The 23,169-nt window shown below is 34.4% G+C and carries 17 protein-coding genes; 1 reads left to right on the plus strand and 16 read right to left on the minus strand.

From position 1 onward, the window contains the following. Positions 1-86: 86 nt before the first annotated feature. Entirely contained in the window at positions 87-2,258 is a 2,172-nt protein-coding gene (priA, locus tag J3U56_RS04395) for a primosomal protein N' (protein ID WP_267366829.1), read from the plus strand. Between the two features lie 55 nt (positions 2,259-2,313). Here priA and J3U56_RS04400 read toward each other — a convergent pair whose 3' ends face one another. The 16 genes from J3U56_RS04400 to J3U56_RS04475 form a co-directional block, all read right to left on the minus strand. Beyond that, positions 2,314-2,619 (minus strand): ComEA family DNA-binding protein, encoded by a 306-nt coding sequence (locus J3U56_RS04400; RefSeq protein ID WP_267343983.1) that lies wholly within the window; start codon positions 2,617-2,619, stop codon positions 2,314-2,316. Between the two features lie 154 nt (positions 2,620-2,773). Beyond that, positions 2,774-4,630: a SurA N-terminal domain-containing protein gene (locus tag J3U56_RS04405; protein WP_267333612.1), complete on the minus strand. Its 1,857-nt coding sequence runs from the start codon at positions 4,628-4,630 to the stop codon at positions 2,774-2,776. Between the two features lie 134 nt (positions 4,631-4,764). Then, entirely contained in the window at positions 4,765-7,200 is a 2,436-nt protein-coding gene (gene lon / locus J3U56_RS04410; protein WP_267333613.1) for an endopeptidase La, read from the minus strand. 195 nt (positions 7,201-7,395) lie between these two features. Continuing rightward, a complete protein-coding gene (gene clpX, locus J3U56_RS04415; protein WP_324101515.1) occupies positions 7,396-8,670 on the minus strand; it encodes an ATP-dependent protease ATP-binding subunit ClpX in 1,275 nt (424 codons plus the stop codon). Positions 8,671-8,682: 12 nt separating this feature from the next. After that, entirely contained in the window at positions 8,683-9,285 is a 603-nt protein-coding gene (clpP, locus tag J3U56_RS04420) for an ATP-dependent Clp endopeptidase proteolytic subunit ClpP (RefSeq protein WP_304364024.1), read from the minus strand. 97 nt (positions 9,286-9,382) lie between these two features. After that, positions 9,383-10,684, minus strand: coding sequence for a trigger factor (gene tig, locus J3U56_RS04425; protein ID WP_267333615.1), 1,302 nt, complete (start codon positions 10,682-10,684; stop codon positions 9,383-9,385). Positions 10,685-10,792: 108 nt separating this feature from the next. Then, positions 10,793-11,821, minus strand: a complete 1,029-nt coding sequence (lpxD, locus tag J3U56_RS04430; RefSeq protein ID WP_267333616.1) for a UDP-3-O-(3-hydroxymyristoyl)glucosamine N-acyltransferase — start codon at positions 11,819-11,821, stop codon at positions 10,793-10,795. Continuing rightward, positions 11,821-12,309 (minus strand): OmpH family outer membrane protein, encoded by a 489-nt coding sequence (locus J3U56_RS04435; protein ID WP_267333617.1) that lies wholly within the window; start codon positions 12,307-12,309, stop codon positions 11,821-11,823. Before J3U56_RS04435 ends, lpxD begins: the two co-directional genes overlap by 1 nt. A 39-nt stretch (positions 12,310-12,348) precedes the next feature. After that, positions 12,349-14,772, minus strand: coding sequence for an outer membrane protein assembly factor BamA (gene bamA, locus J3U56_RS04440; protein WP_267333618.1), 2,424 nt, complete (start codon positions 14,770-14,772; stop codon positions 12,349-12,351). Positions 14,773-14,797: 25 nt separating this feature from the next. Beyond that, entirely contained in the window at positions 14,798-16,114 is a 1,317-nt protein-coding gene (gene rseP, locus J3U56_RS04445) for an RIP metalloprotease RseP (RefSeq protein WP_323849497.1), read from the minus strand. A gap of 14 nt (positions 16,115-16,128) precedes the next feature. Beyond that, on the minus strand, positions 16,129-16,971 hold the full coding sequence (locus tag J3U56_RS04450; protein ID WP_267366833.1) for a phosphatidate cytidylyltransferase: 843 nt from the start codon (positions 16,969-16,971) through the stop codon (positions 16,129-16,131). Then, positions 16,965-17,696, minus strand: coding sequence for an isoprenyl transferase (locus tag J3U56_RS04455; RefSeq protein WP_267333620.1), 732 nt, complete (start codon positions 17,694-17,696; stop codon positions 16,965-16,967). The genes J3U56_RS04450 and J3U56_RS04455 overlap by 7 nt, the downstream gene beginning before the upstream one ends. A gap of 62 nt (positions 17,697-17,758) precedes the next feature. Then, positions 17,759-18,388: a cAMP-activated global transcriptional regulator CRP gene (gene crp, locus J3U56_RS04460; protein WP_416379580.1), complete on the minus strand. Its 630-nt coding sequence runs from the start codon at positions 18,386-18,388 to the stop codon at positions 17,759-17,761. Between the two features lie 89 nt (positions 18,389-18,477). Continuing rightward, on the minus strand, positions 18,478-18,684 hold the full coding sequence (locus J3U56_RS04465; protein ID WP_267366836.1) for a YheU family protein: 207 nt from the start codon (positions 18,682-18,684) through the stop codon (positions 18,478-18,480). Positions 18,685-18,839: 155 nt separating this feature from the next. Continuing rightward, entirely contained in the window at positions 18,840-19,901 is a 1,062-nt protein-coding gene (locus tag J3U56_RS04470; RefSeq protein WP_267343988.1) for a hypothetical protein, read from the minus strand. 116 nt (positions 19,902-20,017) lie between these two features. Next, complete coding sequence (locus tag J3U56_RS04475; protein ID WP_267366839.1) at positions 20,018-22,717, minus strand: inverse autotransporter beta domain-containing protein; 2,700 nt, start codon at positions 22,715-22,717, stop codon at positions 20,018-20,020. Positions 22,718-23,169 lie beyond the last annotated feature (452 nt).

Here is a 23,169-nt window from a genome sequence, read left to right on the forward strand (position 1 = left end):
AAAACAAATGATGTCAGCTAGCTTTTGCGAGTTATATAAAAACTCAGTACAATATTGACCTTGATTAATTTTACTTGTGACACTTAATGCTGATCGCTCATGTAGCCTTACCGGTACCGCTTTACCAACTTTATGACTATTGCTTAACTTCACCTGCTCAAGTGGGTATGCGAGTAACAGTCCCTTTTGGTAAACGTTTTGCTATAGGTATTATTGTTAAAATAGATCAGCAAACCGACATTGAAATTGAACACTTAAAATCAATTGTCTCAATAATTGACGAGCAACCGTTGTTCACAAATTCAATTTGGAAATTATTAAATTGGGCAGCTAATTACTATCATTATCCCATTGGCGAAGTTTTGTTTCACGCTATGCCTATTTTGTTACGCCAAGGTCGCAAAGCTTGCCAAGATGAAATTAAACAATGGCAACTGACGCAATTAGGTCAACATATTGATTTAAATACATTATCAAGAGCACCAAAACAAAAATTGTTATTATCTTTATTTAGAAATAATCAGTTGCATGATTCAGATTTAAGCTTAACTGTATATCATCAGTTACAAAAAAAACAATTGATTACCCAAATCAGTCAACAACCAAATAACATTCCATGGCAATCTAGTTTTTCAACTAATCGCAATACTATTGTATTAAATAACGAACAAATCCAAGCTATTAATACCATCAATCAACAAAATGATCATTTTTCAGTATTTTTGTTAGAAGGGATCACTGGATCAGGTAAAACGGAAGTTTATTTAAATGTCCTGACTGGCATTTTAGCAAAAGGCAAGCAGGCACTAGTATTAGTACCCGAAATTAGTTTAACGCCACAAACAATTAGACGTTTTGAACAACGCTTTAACGCACCGATTGATATTTTACATTCAGGATTAACCGATAAGCAACGGTTGAATGTTTGGTTAAGGAGTAAGAATGGTGAAAATGCCATTGTCGTTGGTACTCGCTCTTCAGTTTTTACACCGTTTAAAGACTTGGGCATAATTATTATTGATGAAGAACATGATAGCTCTTATAAACAACAAGAAGGATGGCGTTATAATGCAAGGGATTTAGCCATTATTCGTGCCAAATTCGATAATATCCCTATATTATTAGGTTCTGCAACACCGTCACTTGAAACCTTGAATAATGTCCAAAATCACCGTTATCAATTATTACAGTTAACTAAACGAGCAGGAAATGCACAACTAGCAAAACAATCTATCTTAGATATAAGAGGATTAGTCTTATCGGCTGGATTATCTCAACCCCTTATTGAACAAATAAAAAAACATCTAAACAATAACAATCAAGTCATGTTATTCTTAAATCGACGAGGTTTTTCACCTTTATTGATATGCCATGATTGTGGTTGGATTGCTGAGTGCCCACGTTGTGATAGACCGTATACCTTTCACCAACAGCAAAATAAACTCAGTTGCCATTATTGCGATACCCCAAGAGGGGTACCTAAACAATGCCCTAAATGTGGTTCAACGCACTTAGTACCCGTTGGATTTGGTACCGAACAACTTGAAAAACAATTAGCAATATTATTTCCAGAAATAAAAATTAGCCGAATTGATCGTGATACTGTATCTAAAAAAGGTGCACTCGATACATATTTACAAACTATTGAGCAAGGTGGTGCTCACATTTTAGTTGGTACCCAAATTTTAGCTAAAGGCCATCACTTTCCGAATGTTACTTTAGTTGGTATTGTTGATGTTGATGGTGCATTGTTTTCAAGTGATTTTCGCGCAACAGAGCGATTTGCACAAATCTATACGCAAGTATCTGGTAGAGCAGGACGTGAGGCCAAAGCAGGTGAAGTCATTTTACAAACCTATCATCCAGATCATCCTTTATTAAATATTTTGCTTCATCAAGGATATCAAGAGTTTGCCAAACAGACGTTGCTAGAGCGTCAAAAAACCTTATTACCACCATTTAGTTACCAGACATTAATTCGTGCAGCAGATCGTAATAATCAATATGCACCAGCATTTTTACAACGTATAGATGAGTGGTTAAAAATGCATTGTGACGATCCTGCTTTATGGTTACTTGGTCCAATGCCAGCAAATCAAGCCAAAAAAGCGGGGTACAACCGTTGGCAGTTATTAGTACAACATACTAATCGACAAAAGCTTCAAACTATTTTAGATCAATTAATTATAACAATAGAAAAATGGAATGAATCAAGCAAAGTTAGGTGGAGCATAGATGTTGATCCTATAGATAATTAATCGAAGTCATCTAGATAAACAGCCGACGAGGTTCTCAGTCGACTGCCTAATTACGTTATAATGCTATTTTACCAGCATTTTTATCCAATGTTGCTTGACCAATACCTGATACCTCTTTTAATTGTTCTACTGAAACAAAAGGCCCAAATTTTTCACGATACTCAACGATTTTTTTAGCTTTACTTGCGCCTATTCCTGTTAATACTTTTGTGAGTTCCTCTGCCGAAGCGGTATTGATATTGACTTGAGTTATTTGTTGCTGATCTTGTTTAGCTACTTCATTAGGTAACTTATCAGCTAAACTTACATTAGAAAACGCTAGACTCGATAATAAAAGACAGATTAGGGAAAATAGTTTCATTTGATTAACCTCTTAAATATAGTTATGCAATTAATATGCTTTATTACTATGTCATTGAATAAAACTATATGGCGTTAATCATTTAAAAAATGAGAAAAGTCACCTAAGTGACTTTTCTAAATTAAACAAATTTTCTGTAATTTTACGAACTACATCACAAATTTGCATCCGGCATTATTTCGATTTTAGCTTTAGAACGGATATCTTCAGCTAAATAATAATAGGTATTATTCATGAATAATGGTAATAATTCTGATGATATATCTTTCGATTCGCTAGGGGTATTAACACCCGTTAACACAACAACTGTTGCGCTTTTATCATTCAAATATTCTACGCCATACACGCGTTTAGATGTTGTTGAAGGTACCAGATCAAACACCATATTTATAACACGCGCATCGAGATCATTGTCATTACGATGTAGGGTATAATTTTTGGAAAATTGCACATTTGCCGAACTACCTTTATTATTTAATTGTTCCATTGTGCTATTAACAGTAGCTTGAAAACGACTATTGGCAATATCTTGATGTAATTTTTTATTAATTTCATCTTTAACTTCATCAAAAGGTGCAATACCTTCTGGTCGATAATCAACCACCTGAATGACAAAATCAGACAAATCTAAACCTTGTCCGACGGTTATCATTTCAGACACTTTACCTGTTACTTTACCATCAACTATCATTTCATCACTAAAAGCAACATCTCTAACTTCAGGATAACGTAAAATAGTTGATACATCATTAAAATAAGCCCAATCAGAATTAAATAGTGGTAAATCAGATTCTTTAGCAATCAATTCTAATGAATTAGGATTTTTGTTAACTGCAGCTTGGATTTTCTGTTCTACAGTTTCAAATGCATTTTTTATTTTCGAATTCTTAAGTTTTGATTCGATAATAGACTTAGCATAATCAAAATCCATTGCTTTAGCGGGTTGAATATCATCTAATTTGACAATAAGATATCCTTCATCAACAGCAATAGGATTAGATATTTGCCCTATTGTATCCAAGTGTGCATCTTTAAATGCCTGTGGTAAAGAATCATCATCAACAAACCAACCTAATGAACCATTTTTACCATATGGAGATGCATTATCTTGATTAACAGTTTTAGCAATACTTTCAAAATTGCTACCTGATGCTAATTCATTAACAATATCATCAGCCTCATGTTTATCTTTGATATAAATTACACTATAAGATTTTTTTGCAGGAAAAGTATAATCTTTAATATTGTTATTAAATTCTTGTTTTACCTCATCACCACTGACATGAATTTTTTTATTATATTGATATTCTTCATTTAAAATATAATTAAATTTCACTCTCTCTTTTTTATAAAATTCACTTTGGTGTTCGTCATAATATTTTTGCTCATCCTCTAACGTAATTTTCACATCATCGAGATTAACAATATTGGGATTAATCGCTGCTGTATAAATGGTTCGAGTTTGCTCCTTCAATTTAGAAATTTCTGAGTCCACAGGTAAAACAAAACTCGAATTGATTAGAGCGTCTATGACTTGTTGTTGTTGTAAAGATGATCTTATACCTTCACCATAAGTATCTGGTGTGTAACCATTGGCAGCTAAGAGGTCTAAATATTTTTCATTACTAAATTTACCATTGTCAAAAAATACTCTTTGCTGTCTTATAAACTCTTTTACTTGGTCATTACTTATGTTTGCACCAAGTTGTTGAGAAAATTTATAGGCTAAATAGTTGGTAATTTCAGAATAAAATACGTTCCGACGAAGTTGTTTAATAAATGCAGGATCACCCATTGACGTTGAGGTAACTTCTTTTGCGCGTGCTTCAAATTCAGCTCGACTAATACCTTCTCCATCAACTTTTGCAATATATAGTGTAGCATCGTTAGCTTTGTTACTACCACCAAACCCAAAAAAACCAATCCCTGTAAATATAAAAGATAAAATAATGATTGCAAAAATAATCTTAACGACAATATTATTTGCCGCTTTACGGATTGTATCCATCATTTCTTGCTTTTCTCCATACACCTTAAGTTTTAATTTGGCAAGTATAGCATATTTAGTTAAATTGGCTATTATCGGAATTATCCGAGATAAAAAAAAAGATCAACATCAGTTGATCTTTTTAATTTTAAGGATGATTAATTCAATCGGGCATGTGTAGGAATTTTAGTTTTCACTACTTTTGTAGCCTTTTTTGAAGAGGGTTTTAATTTAATGTTTTTTTTCAGTGGTTCGATACCAAATGGATTATTTTGTAATGCAATGGTGATCACGTCATCAATCCATTGAACAGGTCTAATATCAACTTCTGATTTTACATTATCAGGTATTTCCTCTAAATCTTTAACATTATCCTTTGGTATAATTACTGTTTTAATGCCACCGCGATGTGCTGCCAGTAATTTCTCTTTTAGTCCACCAATAGGTAACACTTCACCACGTAAAGTTATTTCACCTGTCATGGCAACATCTGACCGGACAGGGTTACCCGTTAGTGTCGAAATTAATGATGTACACATGGCAATACCAGCACTTGGTCCATCCTTTGGTGTCGCACCATCAGGAACATGTACATGTATATCGCGTTTTTCGTAAAAATCGCTATTAATACCTAATTTTTCTGCTCGAGAACGTACCACCGTCAATGCCGTTTGGATAGACTCTTGCATAACATCACCTAATGAACCTGTGTAAGTCAGTTTTCCTTTACCAGGAACACTCACCGATTCAATTGTCAATAAATCACCACCAACTTCTGTCCAAGCAAGACCAATAACTTGACCTACGCGATTTTCGTTGTCAGTTTTACCGTAATCAAACCGTTGAATACCTAAGAAATCCTTCAAATTATCTTGCGTAATCGTTACTTTTTTCAACTTACTGTTTAAGGCTAATTGCTTAACCACTTTACGGCAAATTTTGGCAATTTCTCGTTCTAAACTACGTACACCAGCCTCTCGAGTATAATAACGAATAATGCCGATAATCGCTGAATCATCAATCTCTATTTCTTTTGATTTTAATCCATTATTTTCAATCTGTTTCGAAATTAAATGCTGCTTTGCAATATTCAATTTTTCGTCTTCGGTATAGCCTGATAGACGAATGACTTCCATCCTATCTAATAAAGGAGCAGGAATATTCATTGAATTCGCCGTAGCAACAAACATCACATCCGACAAGTCATAATCAACTTCTAAGTAGTGATCACTAAATGCATTATTTTGTTCTGGATCAAGCACTTCTAATAATGCAGAAGCAGGATCACCCCGCATATCTGATGCCATTTTATCAATTTCATCAAGTAAAAATAACGGATTTTTGACACCGACTTTAACCATACGTTGTATCAATTTACCTGGCATAGAACCAATATAAGTACGTCTATGACCACGAATCTCGGCTTCGTCACGAACACCACCAAGAGCCATACGTACATATTGACGACCTGTTGCTTTAGCAATAGATTGGCCTAACGATGTTTTACCTACCCCTGGAGGACCAACTAAACATAAAATTGGACCTTTGACCTTATTAACTCGTCCTTGTACGGCTAAGTACTCTAAAATACGGTCTTTAACTCGCTCTAAACCATAATGATCTTTATCCAAAACTTTCTGTGCTGCTTCAATATCTTTTTTGACTTTCGAACGTTTATGCCACGGAATCTGTATCATCCAGTCAATATAACCACGAACCACTGTTGCTTCAGCAGACATTGCCGGCATCATTTTGAGTTTATTAAGCTCCGCTAATGCTTTTTCGGTCGCTTCTTGAGGCATCTTTGCCTTAGTAATTTTCTCTTTTAGTTCTTCATATTCATCAGGTTTATTATCAATATCACCCAATTCTTTATGGATTGCTTTGATCTGTTCGTTAAGATAATACTCTTTTTGCGCTTTTTCCATTTGCTGTTTAACGCGCTGGCGGATATTTTTTTCAACTTGTAATAAATCAATTTCCGCTTCCATCAATGAGATAAGCAATTCAAAACGCTTTTCTAAATTAGCGGTAACAAGTAACTCTTGTTTTTGTTCAACTTTTAAAAATAGCGTAGCTGCAATTGAATCAGCAAGTTGAGAAGGCTCTTTGATTAATCGAATTGAATCGACAACTTCTTGTGTGACTTTTTTATTCAGTTTTGCATAATCATCAAAATTAGAAAGTACTACCCGCATTAAAGCTTCATTTAAATCACTATCTTTATTTTTTTCATGCAATGGTTGAATACTAGCAACGAAAAAATCATCTTCTTTTTGTTCGACAATATCAACAATTTTTGCTCTTTCGACACCTTCAACTAACACTTTTACAGTGCCATCAGGCAGTTGAAGTAATTGCAAAATATTTGCTACAGTACCAATTTCATATAAATCATCAATCTCAGGATCATCTTGTGAAGGATTTTTTTGGGTTACAAGAAAAACTTGTTTGTCCATTTCCATTGCACTTTCAAGACAACGTATTGATTTATTACGACCAACAAAGAGAGGGATTACCATATGTGGAAAAACAACGACATCACGTAATGGTAAAATAGGCATAATCATTTGGTTAGTTTGTTTTGTTTTCATTTTATTCTCTCTAATAGTACAAAACCTATTATGTTGATATTGGGGTCGTTTTTAGATATTCAAGTCTATTATTTATGATTTAAATACATACTATTCCTGAAACATCTTGACAATATCTATACGATCTATACGTAATTATACCTAAACTATTTGAACTAATGCTTGTGAGTCAAAAACTAACAAGCATATCTAAAATTATGCTGAAAGCTCAACATTATCTCGGTATACTAAACTTGGCGCTTGAGACTGTTCAACTGTTTCTTTTTCAACTATCACTTTTTTAATATTTTTGTTTGATGGTAAGTCATACATAGTATCTAACAAAATATTTTCAACAATTGAACGCAAGCCTCGTGCTCCAGTTTTTCGTTTTAAAGCTTTAGTTGCAATAGCAGCTAATGCCTCTGGAGTGAATTCAAGTTCAACACCATCTAAATCAAAAAGTGTTTCAAACTGTTTTGTTAATGCATTTTTCGGTTCAGTCAATATACTAATTAAAGCCTCTTTATCCAGTTCAGACAATGTGCCAATCACTGGTAATCGTCCAATAAATTCTGGAATCAAACCAAATTTGACTAAATCTTCCGATTCGATTTGCGCCAATAATTCGGATTCTGTTGCTTTATTTTTAGTACTTTTAACATCAGCGCCAAAACCTATGCCGGTGTTAGTAGAAACTCGATTTTCGATAACTTTATCTAAACCACTAAATGCGCCACCACAAATGAATAAAATTTTAGAAGTATCAACTTGTAAAAATTCCTGCTGCGGATGTTTACGCCCACCTTTAGGTGGAACCGAAGCAATAGTTCCTTCAATAATTTTTAAAAGTGCTTGTTGAACGCCTTCACCAGATACATCTCGAGTGATAGATGGATTATCAGATTTTCGAGAAATCTTATCGATTTCATCAACATAAATAATTCCACGTTGAGCTTTTTCAACATCATAGTCACAATTTTGTAATAACTTTTGAATGATATTTTCAACATCTTCACCGACATAACCAGCTTCAGTTAGCGTTGTTGCATCAGCCATAGCGAAAGGAACATCTAAAAAACGCGCTAACGTTTCAGCTAATAATGTTTTACCACTACCAGTTGGCCCGATTAATAGAATATTACTTTTACCTAATTCAACATCATTACGGCTAGCATGATTACGTAAGCGCTTATAGTGATTATAAACAGCAACGGATAAAACCTTTTTCGCTCGATCTTGACCAATCACATATTCATCAAGATGTTTTCGAATTTCATGTGGAGTTGGTAAAGGTTTGCTAATAAACTCTTCATGAGAAAGGAAGCTTTTAGTTTCTTCTTTTAAGATATCATTACATAATCCTATGCATTCGTTACAAATATAAATAGATGATGGACCAGCAATTAATTTACGAACTTCATGTTCACTTTTCCCACAAAAAGTACAATAGAGTAATTTTTCAGAACTTTCTTTATTCACTTTTACCACCTAATTTATTTATTATGATCGTTTACTGTATATGGCATCAACTAATCCATATTCAACTGCTTTTTCGGCAGACATAAAGTTATCACGATCGGTATCTTTTTCTATCACGCTGATATCTTGACCGGTATGCTTGGCTAAAATACTATTCAACCGACTTTTTACCTGTAAAATTTCCTGAGCATGAATTTGAATATCGGAAGCTTGTCCTTGAAAACCACCTAATGGTTGATGAATCATAACCCGAGCATTAGGTAAGCAGTAACGTTTACCTTTAGTGCCAGCAGTCAGTAGTAGTGACCCCATTGAACATGCTTGTCCCAAACAAATAGTGCTTACATCTGGTTTGATAAATTGCATTGTATCGTAAATAGCCATGCCTGCTGTGACGACACCGCCAGGTGAATTAATATATAAATAAATATCTTTTTCGGGATTTTCAGCTTCTAGAAATAACATCTGAGCAATAATTAAATTCGCCATATTATCTTCAACTTGACCAGTTAAAAATATAACGCGTTCTTTCAATAATCGTGAGTATATGTCGTAAGCTCTTTCTCCTCGCGAGCTTTGTTCAACAACCATTGGAATAACGCTCATATATGGTTCTAAAGGCATTTTCATCTCCTAATTAAACAAAATAGCCCAAACAGACAATCCTTATTTGGGCTCTAAAGTGATCTTTTTGATTAAATGAAACAGATAATAAAAAAAACTAAGCTACTTGTTGATTCATTAATTCAGAAAATGAGTAATTTTTATCTGTTACTTTAGCGCTAGCTAATAATAAATCAACAACTTGATCTTCTAATGCTACAGAACGAAGGTTATCCATAGCTTTTTTATCTTTATGATAATATTCTATGACTTCTTTTGGATCTTCATAAGCTGTTGCAATTTCATCAATTAATGATTTCACTCGTGTTTCATCAGCTTTAAGTTTATTACTTTCAATGATTTCACCAAATAGTAATCCCACCGATACGCGACGTTTCGCTTCTGCTTCAAAAAGTTCTTTAGGTAATTCCATTGCTTGTTTCACATTACCACCAAAGCGAGAGACTGCTTGTTGGCGTAATACATCAATTTCGCGCTCAATTAAGGCATTAGGAACATCAATTTCATTATTTTTAACTAAACCATCAATGACTTGAGCTTTTATTTTGTTACGAATAGTTGCATTAAGCTCACGTAACATATTTTTACGCACTTCTGCACGTAAACTTTCAACAGTACCATCAGCAATACCAAATCGTTTGATAACGTCTTTATTTAATTCAGGTAGTTCTAGCTCTTCAACTTTGTTTAAGGTCGCAGCAAAAACAGCCGGTTTACCTTTTAAGTTTTCAGCATGATAGTCTTGAGGGAAAGTGACGTTAATATCAAATTTATCACCAGCTTTATGACCAACAATTGCATCTTCAAAGCCAGGAATCATACGACCTTGACCTAAAACTAGAGTAAAATTATCCGCTTTTCCACCTTCAAATTCACTACCATCAACTTGACCAACAAAATCTAAAGTAACACGATTTTGTTCTTGTGCAGATTGATCTACCTCTTTCCAAGTGCCTTGTTGTTTACGTAAAGTCTCGATCATTGTATCAATATCAGCATCATTTACTTCAGCGACAGGTTTTTCAACTTCAATTTTATCTAAATCTTTAATTTTAACATCCGGATAAACTTCAAATTCAACCGTATAAGTATAATCTTGTCCTTCTTTAAACTGAGTAGGAGAATAAGTTGGTGCGCCAGCTGGATTGATTTTTTCTTGAATAATTGCATCAACAAAATTTCGTTGCATTAAATCACTTAATGCATCTTGTAAAATAGAAGCCCCATAACGCTGCTCAACAATTTTTAAAGGTACTTTTCCTTTACGAAAGCCATCAATACGTACTTTTTTTGCCGTATTAATGAGTTCTTTATCAACCGCTTTTTTAATGTCTTCTGCTTTAATTGTAATTGATAAACGTCGACCTAAACCTTGTGTTGTTTCTACCGAAACTTGCATCTTCATACCTCAAAATTATTAAATAATATCTGCTCAAAATTAGTTTAACTTAATAATTGAGCTAAAAAAATTGATAAAATAGGCAAGCATTATACCGACCGTAATCGCCTACGTCGAGACATTTAATAGTTTCTTCTCAAGCGCTTTCAAACGTTTATTCATTTCATCAATATGTAATACCAATGAAGCGGTTTTTCGCCATACTTTATTTTCTTGTAATGGGATCCCTGATGAGTAAACGCCAGGCTCTTTAATAGGGCGCATAACCATTCCCATTCCTGTTACGGTAACTTGATCACATATTTCCATATGCCCGTTAATGACGCTCGCTCCACCAATCATACAGTGACGACCAATAGTTAAACTTCCCGCCATAATAACGCCACCAGCGACCGCAGTATGATCACCGATTACATCATTATGCGCAATTTGGCATTGGTTATCGATAATCACGCCATCACCAATTACTGTATCATCAAGTGCACCACGATCAATTGTTGTTGAAGCACCAATTTCTACATTGTTACCAATGATAACCCGACCTAATTGTGGGATTTTAATCCATTTACCGCGATCATTAGCGTATCCAAATCCATCCGCACCAATGACGGTACCGGATTGAATTAAACAATTATCACCAATTATACAATTATGATATACAGAGATATTAGCCCATAATTTTGTCCCTGAGCCAATCGTCGTATTTTTTCCTATAAAACAACCAGGACCAATAATGCAATTATCACCAAGTACAACACCACTTTCGATAACAGCATTTGCACCAATCGAAATATTAGTACCTAATTTTGCTGTTGGATCTATTACAGCAGTCGTTGCTATACCTTCAGCGGGTACAGGTGTACTGTCAAGTAACTGAGCTAATTTTGCATAAGCGAGATAGGGATTTTTGACAATTAGAGCAGCACCCTTCCAATATTCAAGACTATCCTCTGTCATCACAACAGCAGAAGCTTTACATTCTAATAAGTTACTTTGCAATTTTTTATCAGACAAAAAAGTAATTTGTCCTGATTTTGCACTTTGCATTGAAGCAATACCGGTGATGGATAATTCACCATCACCATGTAACTTCGCATCAAGCTGTTGAGCTAGTTGTTTTAAACAAAAAGCTGACATTATTTACTAACCTTTTCCAATACTTTATTTGTGATATCTACAGCATCTGATGCTGATAATGTCGCTTCAGCTTTTAAAATGATATCGTACTTTTCAGTAGTAACAATGTCTTTAACCGCTTCTTGAATTTTAGTTAATAATTTGCCGGCTTCTTCTGTTTCACGTTTACGATAATCAGCTGAAAATGCTTTAGCTTTGTTTTCAAAATCAGAAATTGTTTTGTTTAATTTAGTTTTTTCAGAAGCAGATAAAGTCAGACCATCTTTTTTGAGACGAGCAGCAGCATCTCCTGCTTTCTTTTCTTCGTCTTGCAGAGATTTAGCTCTTGCTTCAAATTCCTTATCTAATGCTTTACCTACTGTTTCTCGTTGTGGCATTTTTTGTAAAACTGACATAACATCAACCACACCAATTTTCACTTCTGCATTTGCCATACCTGTAAACAATAATGCAGCACTTATACCTAGAACTGAAATAATTTTTTTCACTTTTATCACCTATGTCTATTTATTAATTTTGACATGGCATTACCATGTCGATCCTATATTAAACTGGAACTGTTGAGCCGAGTCTCCATTATATTTTTTAAACGGCTGTGCATAAGAAAAGACTAATGGTCCTAAAGGGGACATCCATTGCACAGCTAAACCTGCTGACATTCTTATATCAGATGGAGAGCTATAATCCGGAATATTATGTCCTTTAAAGTCCCATTCGGTATCCCATACTGTACCAGCATCAAAAAATACAGAGGTACGAACATTATCTACATATTTTTCACCAATGAATGGTGTTGGCACTATTAATTCAGTACTAGCAAAAGCAATAGCATTACCACCAACCGCATCTTTAGACCTTGTACATGTACTTGTATCATCTAAACCACTACAGCCTTTACTGTTATTGAAATATACAGCCTTAGGACCAACGGTATTTGATTTAAAACCACGAAGTACTGTTGAACCACCAGCATAGAAGTTCTCATAAAATGGTAATTCTTTACCGCCAAGACCATTACCATAACCTAAACGGCCACGAGTTAAAAAGACCCAATGATGTTCAGAATCAAATGGTAAATAATACGATGCATCAGTAACTAGCTTGTAAAAACGGTTATCAAATACTGGTGCAGAAATTTTAGCATTAGAGGTTATTTTTAAACCATCAGTCGGGAAGAAACCACGATCTAACGAATTATAAGTCCAATATGCATTTAATAATAAGTCATTGGTATCAAACGATATAGAGTGTTTATCTTTTGTTTTTTCGCCCATTTTATCAAAATATCGCCACATACCATATTGGGCTTTCATATCTGATAGCTTATGATTTGCGTATTCAGTACCAAAACGAACAAAATTATTCTCACTAATTGGAAAACCTAAATTAGCTGAGGCTCCCCATGTTTTACTCGAATATTCTGATTCATCTTTATCATCATCAGCTTTATAAGTATTATAATAAATACTTCCACCTAAACTGACACCATCCACCGTAAAATACGGGTCAACAATTGAGATAGATGCAGTTTTGTCAGTATCTGTAGTATTCACATCAAACGATACACTGTTACCTGTACCTAACCAGTTATCTTGTGAAATACCAGCATTGAAACTTATTCCACTATCTGAGCCAATACCAACACCAAATTTGATACTACCCGTATTGCGTTCACTCACTTTATAAATGATATCAACTTGATCATCAACGCCCGGAACACGTTCAGTGTTGGCTTCGACTGTATCAAAAAAGCCAAGTCGATTTAATCGATCTTTACCTAGTTCCACCAAACCGTTACTTAACCAAGCCCCTTCCATTTGACGAAGTTCACGACGAACAACACTCTCACTAGTAACAGTGTTACCAACGATTTTAATATTACGAACATAATAACGTTGGCCTACATCAACCATGACAGTTAATTTGACCTGATGGTTGGCATCATCCATCTCTGGTTGGATAGCCACTCGAGGATAGGCATAACCAAAATTAGCAAGTAAACGTTTAATATTATCTTCAACATCGGTAATTTTTTTGCCGTTATACAGCTCACCAATTGTTACGTTTTCTTTTGCTATTTTAGCAATAGCATCTTTATGACCAGCGAAATTGCCTTTAAAATCAAGGCCTGATAGTTTGTACTGCTCACCTTCATGAATATTAATGGTGACGTAAATGCCTTTTTTATCTGGCGTTAAACTTACTTGAGTTGATTCAATATTAAATCGAGCATATCCACGATTGAGGTAAAAACTTTGTAATTCATCTAGATCGTTAGCTAATTTTTGTTTTTGATATTTACGATCACCAAGCATATTCCACCAAGGAACTTCATCTCGCAAAGAAAAACGGGCAATAAGCTCTTCAGAAGAAAAAGCTTTCGCACCGACAATATTGATTTGATCGATTAATGCGGATTTTCCTTCTGCAATAACTAATTTCAGATCAACACGATTTCGAGATAATGGTGTAACAACAGCTTTGATTTTTGCGTTATATTTACCGACACTATAATAAAAATCTTCTAGCCCTTTTTCTATTCCTGAAAGCATTGTACGATCCAACGCTTCACCTTCTCGAATTCCAGAACTATCTAAATTCTTTTTTAACATGTCATCTTTGACTGATTTATTACCAGAAAAAGTAATACTTGCAATAGTTGGCCGTTCTTGAACATGAACAATTAATCGATCACCATCACGAGAAACACTAATGTTTTCAAAATTGCCACTCGCATAAAGTGATTTGATGATACGCCCTAGATCGGCCTCATTCACATAATCGCCAACTTGAACAGGCATTTCAAGCAATGCCGCTCCCGGAGTAACCCGTTGTAATCCTTCGAATTTAATATCCTTTACCACAAAATCATCAACACAAAATGCGTTAGAACTGTATACCGCTGTGGTACTAAACAGCAAAGATGCTATAAGTAATTTATTTATTTTCATTGTAAATGTTTATAACCTCATCCCATCACAATCGTAAAACATCATTAAATAGTGCAATTCCCATTATTACCATTAATAATAAAAACCCTATACGAAATAATCGTTCCTGAGTTATATTAGATAAAGCTTTTCCCTTAATCTTTTCACATAATAATAAGACAAGGTGACCGCCATCTAGCATTGGTAATGGAACAAGATTGATAACCCCCAAACTTATACTGATAAAAGCAAGAAAGTATAAGTAAGGTGTGAAACCATAACTTGCTGTTTGCCCTGCGCTTTTTGCTATCGTTATTGGCCCAGATAAATGCTTAAGCCCAATAACACCTGTCACTAGCTGATAAAGTGAACCTACAGTTAATTTTGTTGTTAATACTGTTTGCTCAATGCCTTTACCTAATCCTTCAAAAAAACCATACTGCTTAACTACCGCGTTTGAAGAAGGATATAAACCCGCTACACCTTCTCCATTTTTTTGAATGGTCGGTGTAAGAAGCAGTTCAACATCATGATTCTTCCGTTCGACCTTCAATGTTAGTTTATTTGCTTTTTTTATCTCAGCTGAAAAATCATCCCAATTAGTATAAAGTTTATTATTATAACTGATAATTTTATCACCAATTTGTAATCCTGCTTTTTCTGCTGCAGATTCTGGCACAATTTTACTCACAATTGGATAAATTTCCAACGCTTTAGGAATAAAACCAAATGTTGTAATTGCTGATTCTTTCTCTACATCAAATCGCCAATGGCTAATATCGACAGTTTTTCTAATTTCGTCTGTACTATTTTTGGTTGATACTAAGTAAGTTAAAGACACATCATGTTGCCCCATAACCGATATCAGAGCTAGATTTACATCATTCCAACTGTCTATCTGAATATCATTTACTTTTTTCAACTCTGCATCGACCGGTAGATTTATTGTCGATGCTGGCGTATTGGGTATCGTTTCTTTAATTTTGACAGGATAAACTGTCACACCAAGTAAAAAAATACCCCAATAAATTACTGCCGCTAGAACAAAATTAGCTATAGGACCTGCAAATACGATTGCAGCTCTTTGCCATAGTTTTTTATTATCAAAAGCCGAGCTTTTATCAATGGTTGCTAATTCTTTCGATCTTCCATCTAGCATTCTAACATAACCACCAAGAGGAATCATAGCAATAACAAATTCAGTTCCACTTGAAAATTTATGCGACCATATTTTTTTTCCAAATCCAATGGAAAAACATTCAACACGAACTCCACATAAACGAGCTACAAAAAAGTGGCCGAATTCATGTATAGTCACTAATATACTGATAGTAATGATAAATAACAACAGTGACCAAAGCAAAATCTATAACCTTTTTATAGTAAATGCAAAGATAATACAGTAAAAATAGGCACCGCAGCTGTTAAACTATCTATTCGATCTAAAAGACCACCATGACCAGGTATCAGATTGCCACTATCTTTTATACCTGCTTCTCGTTTAAACATACTTTCAGTGAGATCACCTAATACTGAAACCAAAATTGCCAATAATGAACTAATAAAAAATACATTAAATTTAATATTAATAAGATTCGAAAAATAAGCAAGAACACTAATAACCACTGCCAGACTTACTCCACCAATAAATCCTTCTATTGTTTTACCGGGTGAAACTTTTGGTGCTAATTTTCTTTTTCCAAAACTTCGCCCAGCAAAATATGCGCCTGTATCGGTAGCCCATACAAGAACAAATACATATAACAACAAAGTCGCTCCTGTATAACAATTTGAACTATAATTGACCGACCTTAACCCCACCATACCAAGGAAAAAAGGCACTAATGTAAAAAAAGCAAACAGTAATTTTAATGTAATTGAATTGAACCAATAATGTGCAGTTTTGGGATAAGTCATAACTAAAATCAGTGCAATTAACCACCAAATAATGGATAATGATAATATTACGCTATAGAGTGTTATTTTTAATTCAATTGGAATTGGAATAAAATAAAGTACAGCCAATATCACTACCATTAGAAGAGCAAAAAACAATTTATTTTGTTGGTTAGTAATATGTAAGAATTGAGCCCACTCCCATGCAGCGATACCACCAATTATCATCATAATAACAACAAAAACGGATAATGGAGCAAAAAAAAGTATAATTAACACAAGTGGAATGAGCGCAATTGCAGCCAATAATCGTTGAATTAACATGAATGTTCCTCTGCTTGAATACCACCAAAACGTCGTTCTCGGGTATTAAAAACATCAATTGCTTTATCAAATAAAGCTTGATCAAAATCCGGCCATAAAACATCAGTAAAATAAAATTCTGAATATGCTATTTGCCATAACAAAAAATTACTAATTCGATACTCACCGCCAGTGCGAATAACGAGATCGACATCGGGTAATTCGTTCATACTTATTTGTGAAGCAAAGTATGTTTCGGTAATATCATCTAAAGTGATTTTTCCATCTAAAACATGTTTAACCATTTTTTTCGTTGATTGAATAATATCCCATCGCCCACCATAATTAGCTGCAATATTCAATACTAACCCAGAATTGTCTTTTGTTAGTTGTTCCGCTTTAATGATCATAGTTTGCAATCGTTCATTAAATTGCGAAATATCACCAATAATATTTAACTTCACATTATTATTATGCAGACTTTTCATTTCACGATTTAACGCGTAAATAAAAAGTGAAAGTAATGCTGAAACTTCATTTTGAGGACGCTTCCAATTTTCACTACTAAATGCATATAAAGTCAAAGCTCTAACACCTAAGGTTGATGCATAACTGACAATTTTACGAACAGCTTTTAAACCAGCCCTATGCCCAACTGCGCGTAACTGCTCTCGTTGTTGGGCCCAACGACCATTGCCGTCCATAATAATTGCTACATGATTGGGAATAGATCTTTGTTGAATCATGAGACATGCCAATCCATATATAGCTTTTTATAAATGTTTTGATCAAATATAGCCATCATCAATTAACGGGTTCCATAAACCACAATGGTTTTACCATGTGCCGATATTAAATGTTGGTCTTCTAGCATTTTTAAAATTCGACCAACAGTTTCACGCGAACAGCCAACAATTTGACCTATTTCTTGACGGGTAATTTTGATTTGCATACCATCGGGATGAGTCATTGCATCGGGTTGTTTGGCTAGATTTAATAGCGTTTGAGCAATGCGACCAGCAACATCTAGAAAGGCTAAATTACTCACTTTTTCTGATGTTACCTGTAAACGGCTTGCCATTTGACTTGCAAGTCGCATTAAAATATCAGGATTGACTTGAACAAGTTGCTTAAATTTTTTGTAAGAAATTTCGGCCACTTCACAACTTGTTTTAGCTTTAACCCAAGCGCTTCGTTCTGTACCTTCTTCAAACAAGCCTAATTCGCCCAAAAATTGATTTTGATTCAAATAAGATAAAATCATCTCATTGCCTTCATCATCTTTAATTAATACCGCAACAGAGCCTTTTACAATGTAATAGAGAGTTTCTGCTTTTTCGCCTTGATGAATGAGAGTGCTTTTGGCGGGATACTTATGAATATGACAATGCGATAAAAACCATTCTAATGTTGTATCCGTGTGCTGTTTACCAATCATTATTCCTTCCTCTCAATCCAATTTCCAATTTACACACTATAACAAAGTTGAGCGATAAATTATATACTAAGCTATAAGGAATTTAGTGATTATTTAACAAGCTTGATGTCGATCGTTTGGTGCAGTTCAGACCAAAAAATTGCCGCTTTTCCCGCAATCAATTGAGATTTAACATTATCTACTTTATCTATAAGTGATATTTCTTGCAAACCGTAATCCGTACCTTCACGTAACACAAAATATTCAATTAAATTATTCAGCGTATTTGAATCTAGTTCTTGCCAAGGAATGATCATAATATTATCAAATAAGTGATTGTGATATTTATTCTATAATAGAAATAGCATGCTATAAAGATAGTAACTTACAAAAAACTAATAAAAAAACCACTCATAAGAGTGGTTTTTAATCTGTTAAAAAACAGAACTATATTAATTCAATACGAATAATATTATCTGTCTGTTGCAACTTTCAACAAGTAACCTTGCGCACCAGCTTTGTATTTAGTGTTATAAAGCTCATTATTATTCTTGGCACCGTCTTCACTACCTAAATAGATTGTATCATTCGTACCTGTTGTAGTAGTGGTTCCGGTTAAAGCTTCAGTAGTTACAGCATCCTGATAATCAGCTGTTGCTGCTGGATCATTAGATAGCGTCCAAGTGTATGTATACGAAGATGTTTTCACTAACTCACCTGCATCAGGAATATTGTTTTTGTTTGCGTCGTCCCATACTACAGCACCATATTTTTCGCCATATTTAGGTGTTGGTGCATCGCCTGTCGCAGGTTTAACTGTATAGTTAACAGTTAAATCTAAACTACCGTCAGTACCATATTTGAAAATACCAACTCTATAGCCATCATCGATAATAGGACCTTTACTAGGAGGGGTATCACCAGGACCATGTTTTTCCTCTGAAGGTTTTGTTGGCTGATTATTATCAACTTCAGGTGGCACTTTTGACCAGATATCAGATACGTTCAACCATTTATTCGTATTTGGTAAACCAAATTCTGTCTGTTCTTGTAAGGTGAAACCAATTTCATCAGCACCACTAAATTCACTATTGATCTTGAATATAATTGTACCTTCAGACACACCATTTACATTTTTTGTTGCTGTTGATGTTAAACCTTCAAGTGTATTGATTTTTTTCCAATCACCAAAATTACCAGTAGCATCTTTTTGTCTGACGAAAAAAGTAACTGTTTTTTCAATGTTTTTATTATCAACATCACCATCTTTATCTTTCAAATTATATGAAATTTTAAAATACTGACCAACTTTAACCTGATCTGTATCTGCAATTGGTGTTAGACCTGCGGCATCAGTTGTAATTGTTAAGGACACAGTATGATCTACATCCGCACTTGTCTTTGAAAGTATTGGCGCATTACCGTGAATTGGCGCTGATGTCTCTGCTGTTAGTACAGCAGCAAATGCACTACTTGAAGCATAACCAGCTAATAATAAGCCGAATGCGACTTTTTTTAACGTTAAATTTTTCATGTTTAACTTCCTATTTTATTTCTAAATTAACATGTTGTATTTATATAAATACACCACTTTGGTTGGTGTTCCCAGTAATAGGCTGCCGATTAACTTCGACAACCTAAAATCTATTATTAATTAACAACGACTTGCAATTTAAACCCTTGATCCCCAGCACAAGCTAATGGCGATGCATTAAATGTTGCTAAATTCAAATAAGTCGGCGCTCCTTCACTCTTTTCAATACTCATTCCAGAAGACGCATAACTTTGTGTTCTTAAACTTCTTAATGTGTAATGAGCATCAACACCCATAGCGACATTAAACCAAGGTCCATTAGGGTTCTTCACAAAATCTGGTAATGCACTTGTTGCCTTACTACCAGGACATGCAAGCTCATTTGACCCCACTAATGACCAAATTATAAATGGATTTTTAATTTCATGCGCTTCATCTTCGTAACCCATAGGATAAGCTTTTACATAATATTCAGAATCAACTTTCCACTCATTTGGACCGCTTGGATCAAATTGAAGAAGATGACCTTCACTTCTTGCTACTAATACACCATCACTACGATAAACTTTTACTATTCCTGCTTTACCGCCAGAGAAATCTACGATCGCTTTATTGAACGATGTCCCAAACTGATCAATTGCGATAGAAAACTCAACAACACCTTCAATGTTAGAAGCAACATCTAAAAGATAACTATCACCTATGACCTCTGTACCTGCTGCTGTTGCTGACTTGGAAGAAGCTTTTTGTCCCATTTTTACTTTTTCAAACCCTTTAACAATAATACAAGGTTCTTGTGTCGGACAAGAGTTAACATTACCAGAAACACCATTAATTAAACTAATTTTTTTACCATTACTAGTCGCTGTCCAGCCTTTTAATACTGCATCAAAAGTTTCTGGAATACGATTCATTAAATCATCATCACTAAAACCTATTACATCTTGTGCAGAGGTAATTGAACCATTAATAACCTTTGGTTTAACTAACGTTGCTAATACGGTTATTGCACTTTGCCCATCTGCTGGATTCATTGCTAAAGCAGTTTTATTCCCACCTTTATCTACAGCCCAAACTCCAATTTTGCGCATTGAAGGATTAGGCAAAACTTCGAAAGTAACAGAGTTAGATGTCGCCGATTTACCTTTACCATCAGTCACTGTAACAGATAAAGTATATTTACCATTAGTACTGATTGGGTGACGCTGACCGTTTGCATCAACATAATTCGGCGCGACAATCTTCCAATTATTTGTATCAGCAGGAGGCGTCATCCAACTAGAAGCTGTACATATTCCAACAGTAGAGCATAGAAAGCCGCCTCCAGCATCAATTTCCATCATGTCACCAGACCATGAAAGGCTATTTAAACCTTTAGCATTATGTACACCAATAGTAACGCCGTAAGACTCACCTTCAAGTAACTGAAGTGCTTCAAGTCCTAGATCGACACTCATTTTTTTATCTTTATATTCAAGCACAATATAGTTATTACGATCGACAAGATCATAACGGCTACCTTTAACTGAACGAGCAGCCTGAACCATATCAGGATCCAACTGATCTTTTAAAGGTGTACCAATACGATAGTTCATCGTCAATTCAGCTTTCGTTGCTTTTTTATTATCTTGACCGCGTTTATGTTCAGCTTTGATCGTAAAAAGCGGAACTGGCGTATAATCAATACTAGCCGTGATTGCTCTTGGGTCTTTTTGCAAATTATCTTTGCCAAACAATGCGACTTTATCACCATAGTATTGTTCATACATTAAAGAACCACCAAGATGTGGATATTGAGGTAAATAGCCTTGGAAACGGATATCAAATCCCCTAGCTGCTCGTTCTAAATAATCATCAAAGTCTTTAGATTCTTTCCAATCTGATAATGGATGATAATAGTTAACAGCAAACTTCATGTAATCGGTCCAAGCTTCAGCACCTACCCCTAAACGGTTATGAGATCGTTGAAAATCATGGTCGAAAAATACGTTATAACCCAATAACCACTTTTTATCTGCTACATCCCAACGTTGACCTATACCAAAGTTACCAATACGCCGATTATGTTCATATTCTTGAAACGAAAGTTGAGTAAATATCAACGTATCTTCTGTATCCAACCAAGGGCTAAACAATTTAAGATTGACGTTATTAAACGTACCTTTATCGCTTAAATCGAATTGCAATTGCGCAGTACCAAAACGACCTAAAAAGTCTTGTGCTGCACTTTTGATTGGATCAACAACTTGGTTTCTAACACCACCGCGGACATAATCCTCAGCATAATCTTTAGCTTTACTCTTTATATGACCTGACAAACCGCCATTATCTGGAGAGGTTATTTGTTTCCAATCTTGACTGGCTAAAGTTTGAATTGTTGATGCAACTTGGCTGGCTAAAGCACTTTTATCCACTTTAGGATCATATGTATCATCGGATCCTAATTTAGGCAGATTAGCATATTTATTTTGGCTATCAGGATCCACTTTCTTTATTGCTGGTAATAATGGCGAATTTTCAGGAAGAACCAATCGTTCGCCAATCTCAACCACATCTTTCTTGTCATAACGACCAGCATTCATTGCTCTTAATTCAGCAATAGATATACTACTTAGTAAAGCAATTTGATATAAGCTTCGTTGTTGGTTATTCACCATTTCACGAACTTTAGTACCATCTTTTAACTCAATTATCTTATTGCTATCAACAGCAGTTACTGGGCTAGAAGTGTTACTACCCGTAGCCCATGTTGTTTGACAACCTAGAGCTATAACAATTAGTGCAGAGATAACTTTTAAATTAAGATTGTTTCTCATCTTAATTATTCCTTATATTTCACCGGCAACATTGCTACAAAGTAACAAGTTATTTTTATTCTAAATAAGCATAGTTATAATTAAACCTTGTACACTTACGGTTCAAATTTATTGTTTTTCTATACTTAAATTTATTTAAAGATTGTGGATTTTTTTACAAAACCTCTTATTGGGTAGGATCATATTACAAAACTGTCATTTATCAAAATGATTTTATAATTTTTTTTTGATTTTTTTTTGTAAAAATATTAAATATTGTTTTTTTTCAGGTAATTAATATTATTTAATTATTAAAAGGCTCTTTTACATAAAATTATAATTAATTGATTTATATGAATATTATTTTTATGACTTTTTTGTTATTGAAAAAAATCGAGAGGGAATAATAGAAAATAAATAAAAAAAACAGACAAATTAGCAAAAATTTATCTGTTTTTGAGATGTCTTCAACT

This window comes from Gilliamella sp. B2824, assembly GCF_026536245.1.
Classification (GTDB): Bacteria; Pseudomonadota; Gammaproteobacteria; order Enterobacterales; family Orbaceae; genus Gilliamella.

Bases quoted from the DNA above. Each gene is read 5' to 3' on its own strand.
- priA (WP_267366829.1), top strand. From the start codon at position 87: ATGCTGATCGCTCATGTAGCCTTACCGGTACCGCTTTACCAACTTTAT.
- J3U56_RS04400 (WP_267343983.1), bottom strand. From the start codon at position 2,619: ATGAAACTATTTTCCCTAATCTGTCTTTTATTATCGAGTCTAGCGTTT.
- J3U56_RS04405 (WP_267333612.1), bottom strand. From the start codon at position 4,630: ATGATGGATACAATCCGTAAAGCGGCAAATAATATTGTCGTTAAGATT.
- lon (WP_267333613.1), bottom strand. From the start codon at position 7,200: ATGAAAACAAAACAAACTAACCAAATGATTATGCCTATTTTACCATTA.
- clpP (WP_304364024.1), bottom strand. From the start codon at position 9,285: ATGCCTTTAGAACCATATATGAGCGTTATTCCAATGGTTGTTGAACAA.
- tig (WP_267333615.1), bottom strand. From the start codon at position 10,684: ATGCAAGTTTCGGTAGAAACAACACAAGGTTTAGGTCGACGTTTATCA.
- lpxD (WP_267333616.1), bottom strand. From the start codon at position 11,821: ATGTCAGCTTTTTGTTTAAAACAACTAGCTCAACAGCTTGATGCGAAG.
- bamA (WP_267333618.1), bottom strand. From the start codon at position 14,772: ATGAAAATAAATAAATTACTTATAGCATCTTTGCTGTTTAGTACCACA.
- J3U56_RS04450 (WP_267366833.1), bottom strand. From the start codon at position 16,971: ATGTTAATTCAACGATTATTGGCTGCAATTGCGCTCATTCCACTTGTG.
- J3U56_RS04455 (WP_267333620.1), bottom strand. From the start codon at position 17,696: ATGATTCAACAAAGATCTATTCCCAATCATGTAGCAATTATTATGGAC.
- crp (WP_416379580.1), bottom strand. From the start codon at position 18,388: ATGATTGGTAAACAGCACACGGATACAACATTAGAATGGTTTTTATCG.
- J3U56_RS04465 (WP_267366836.1), bottom strand. From the start codon at position 18,684: ATGATCATTCCTTGGCAAGAACTAGATTCAAATACGCTGAATAATTTA.
- J3U56_RS04470 (WP_267343988.1), bottom strand. From the start codon at position 19,901: ATGAAAAATTTAACGTTAAAAAAAGTCGCATTCGGCTTATTATTAGCT.
- J3U56_RS04475 (WP_267366839.1), bottom strand. From the start codon at position 22,717: ATGAGAAACAATCTTAATTTAAAAGTTATCTCTGCACTAATTGTTATA.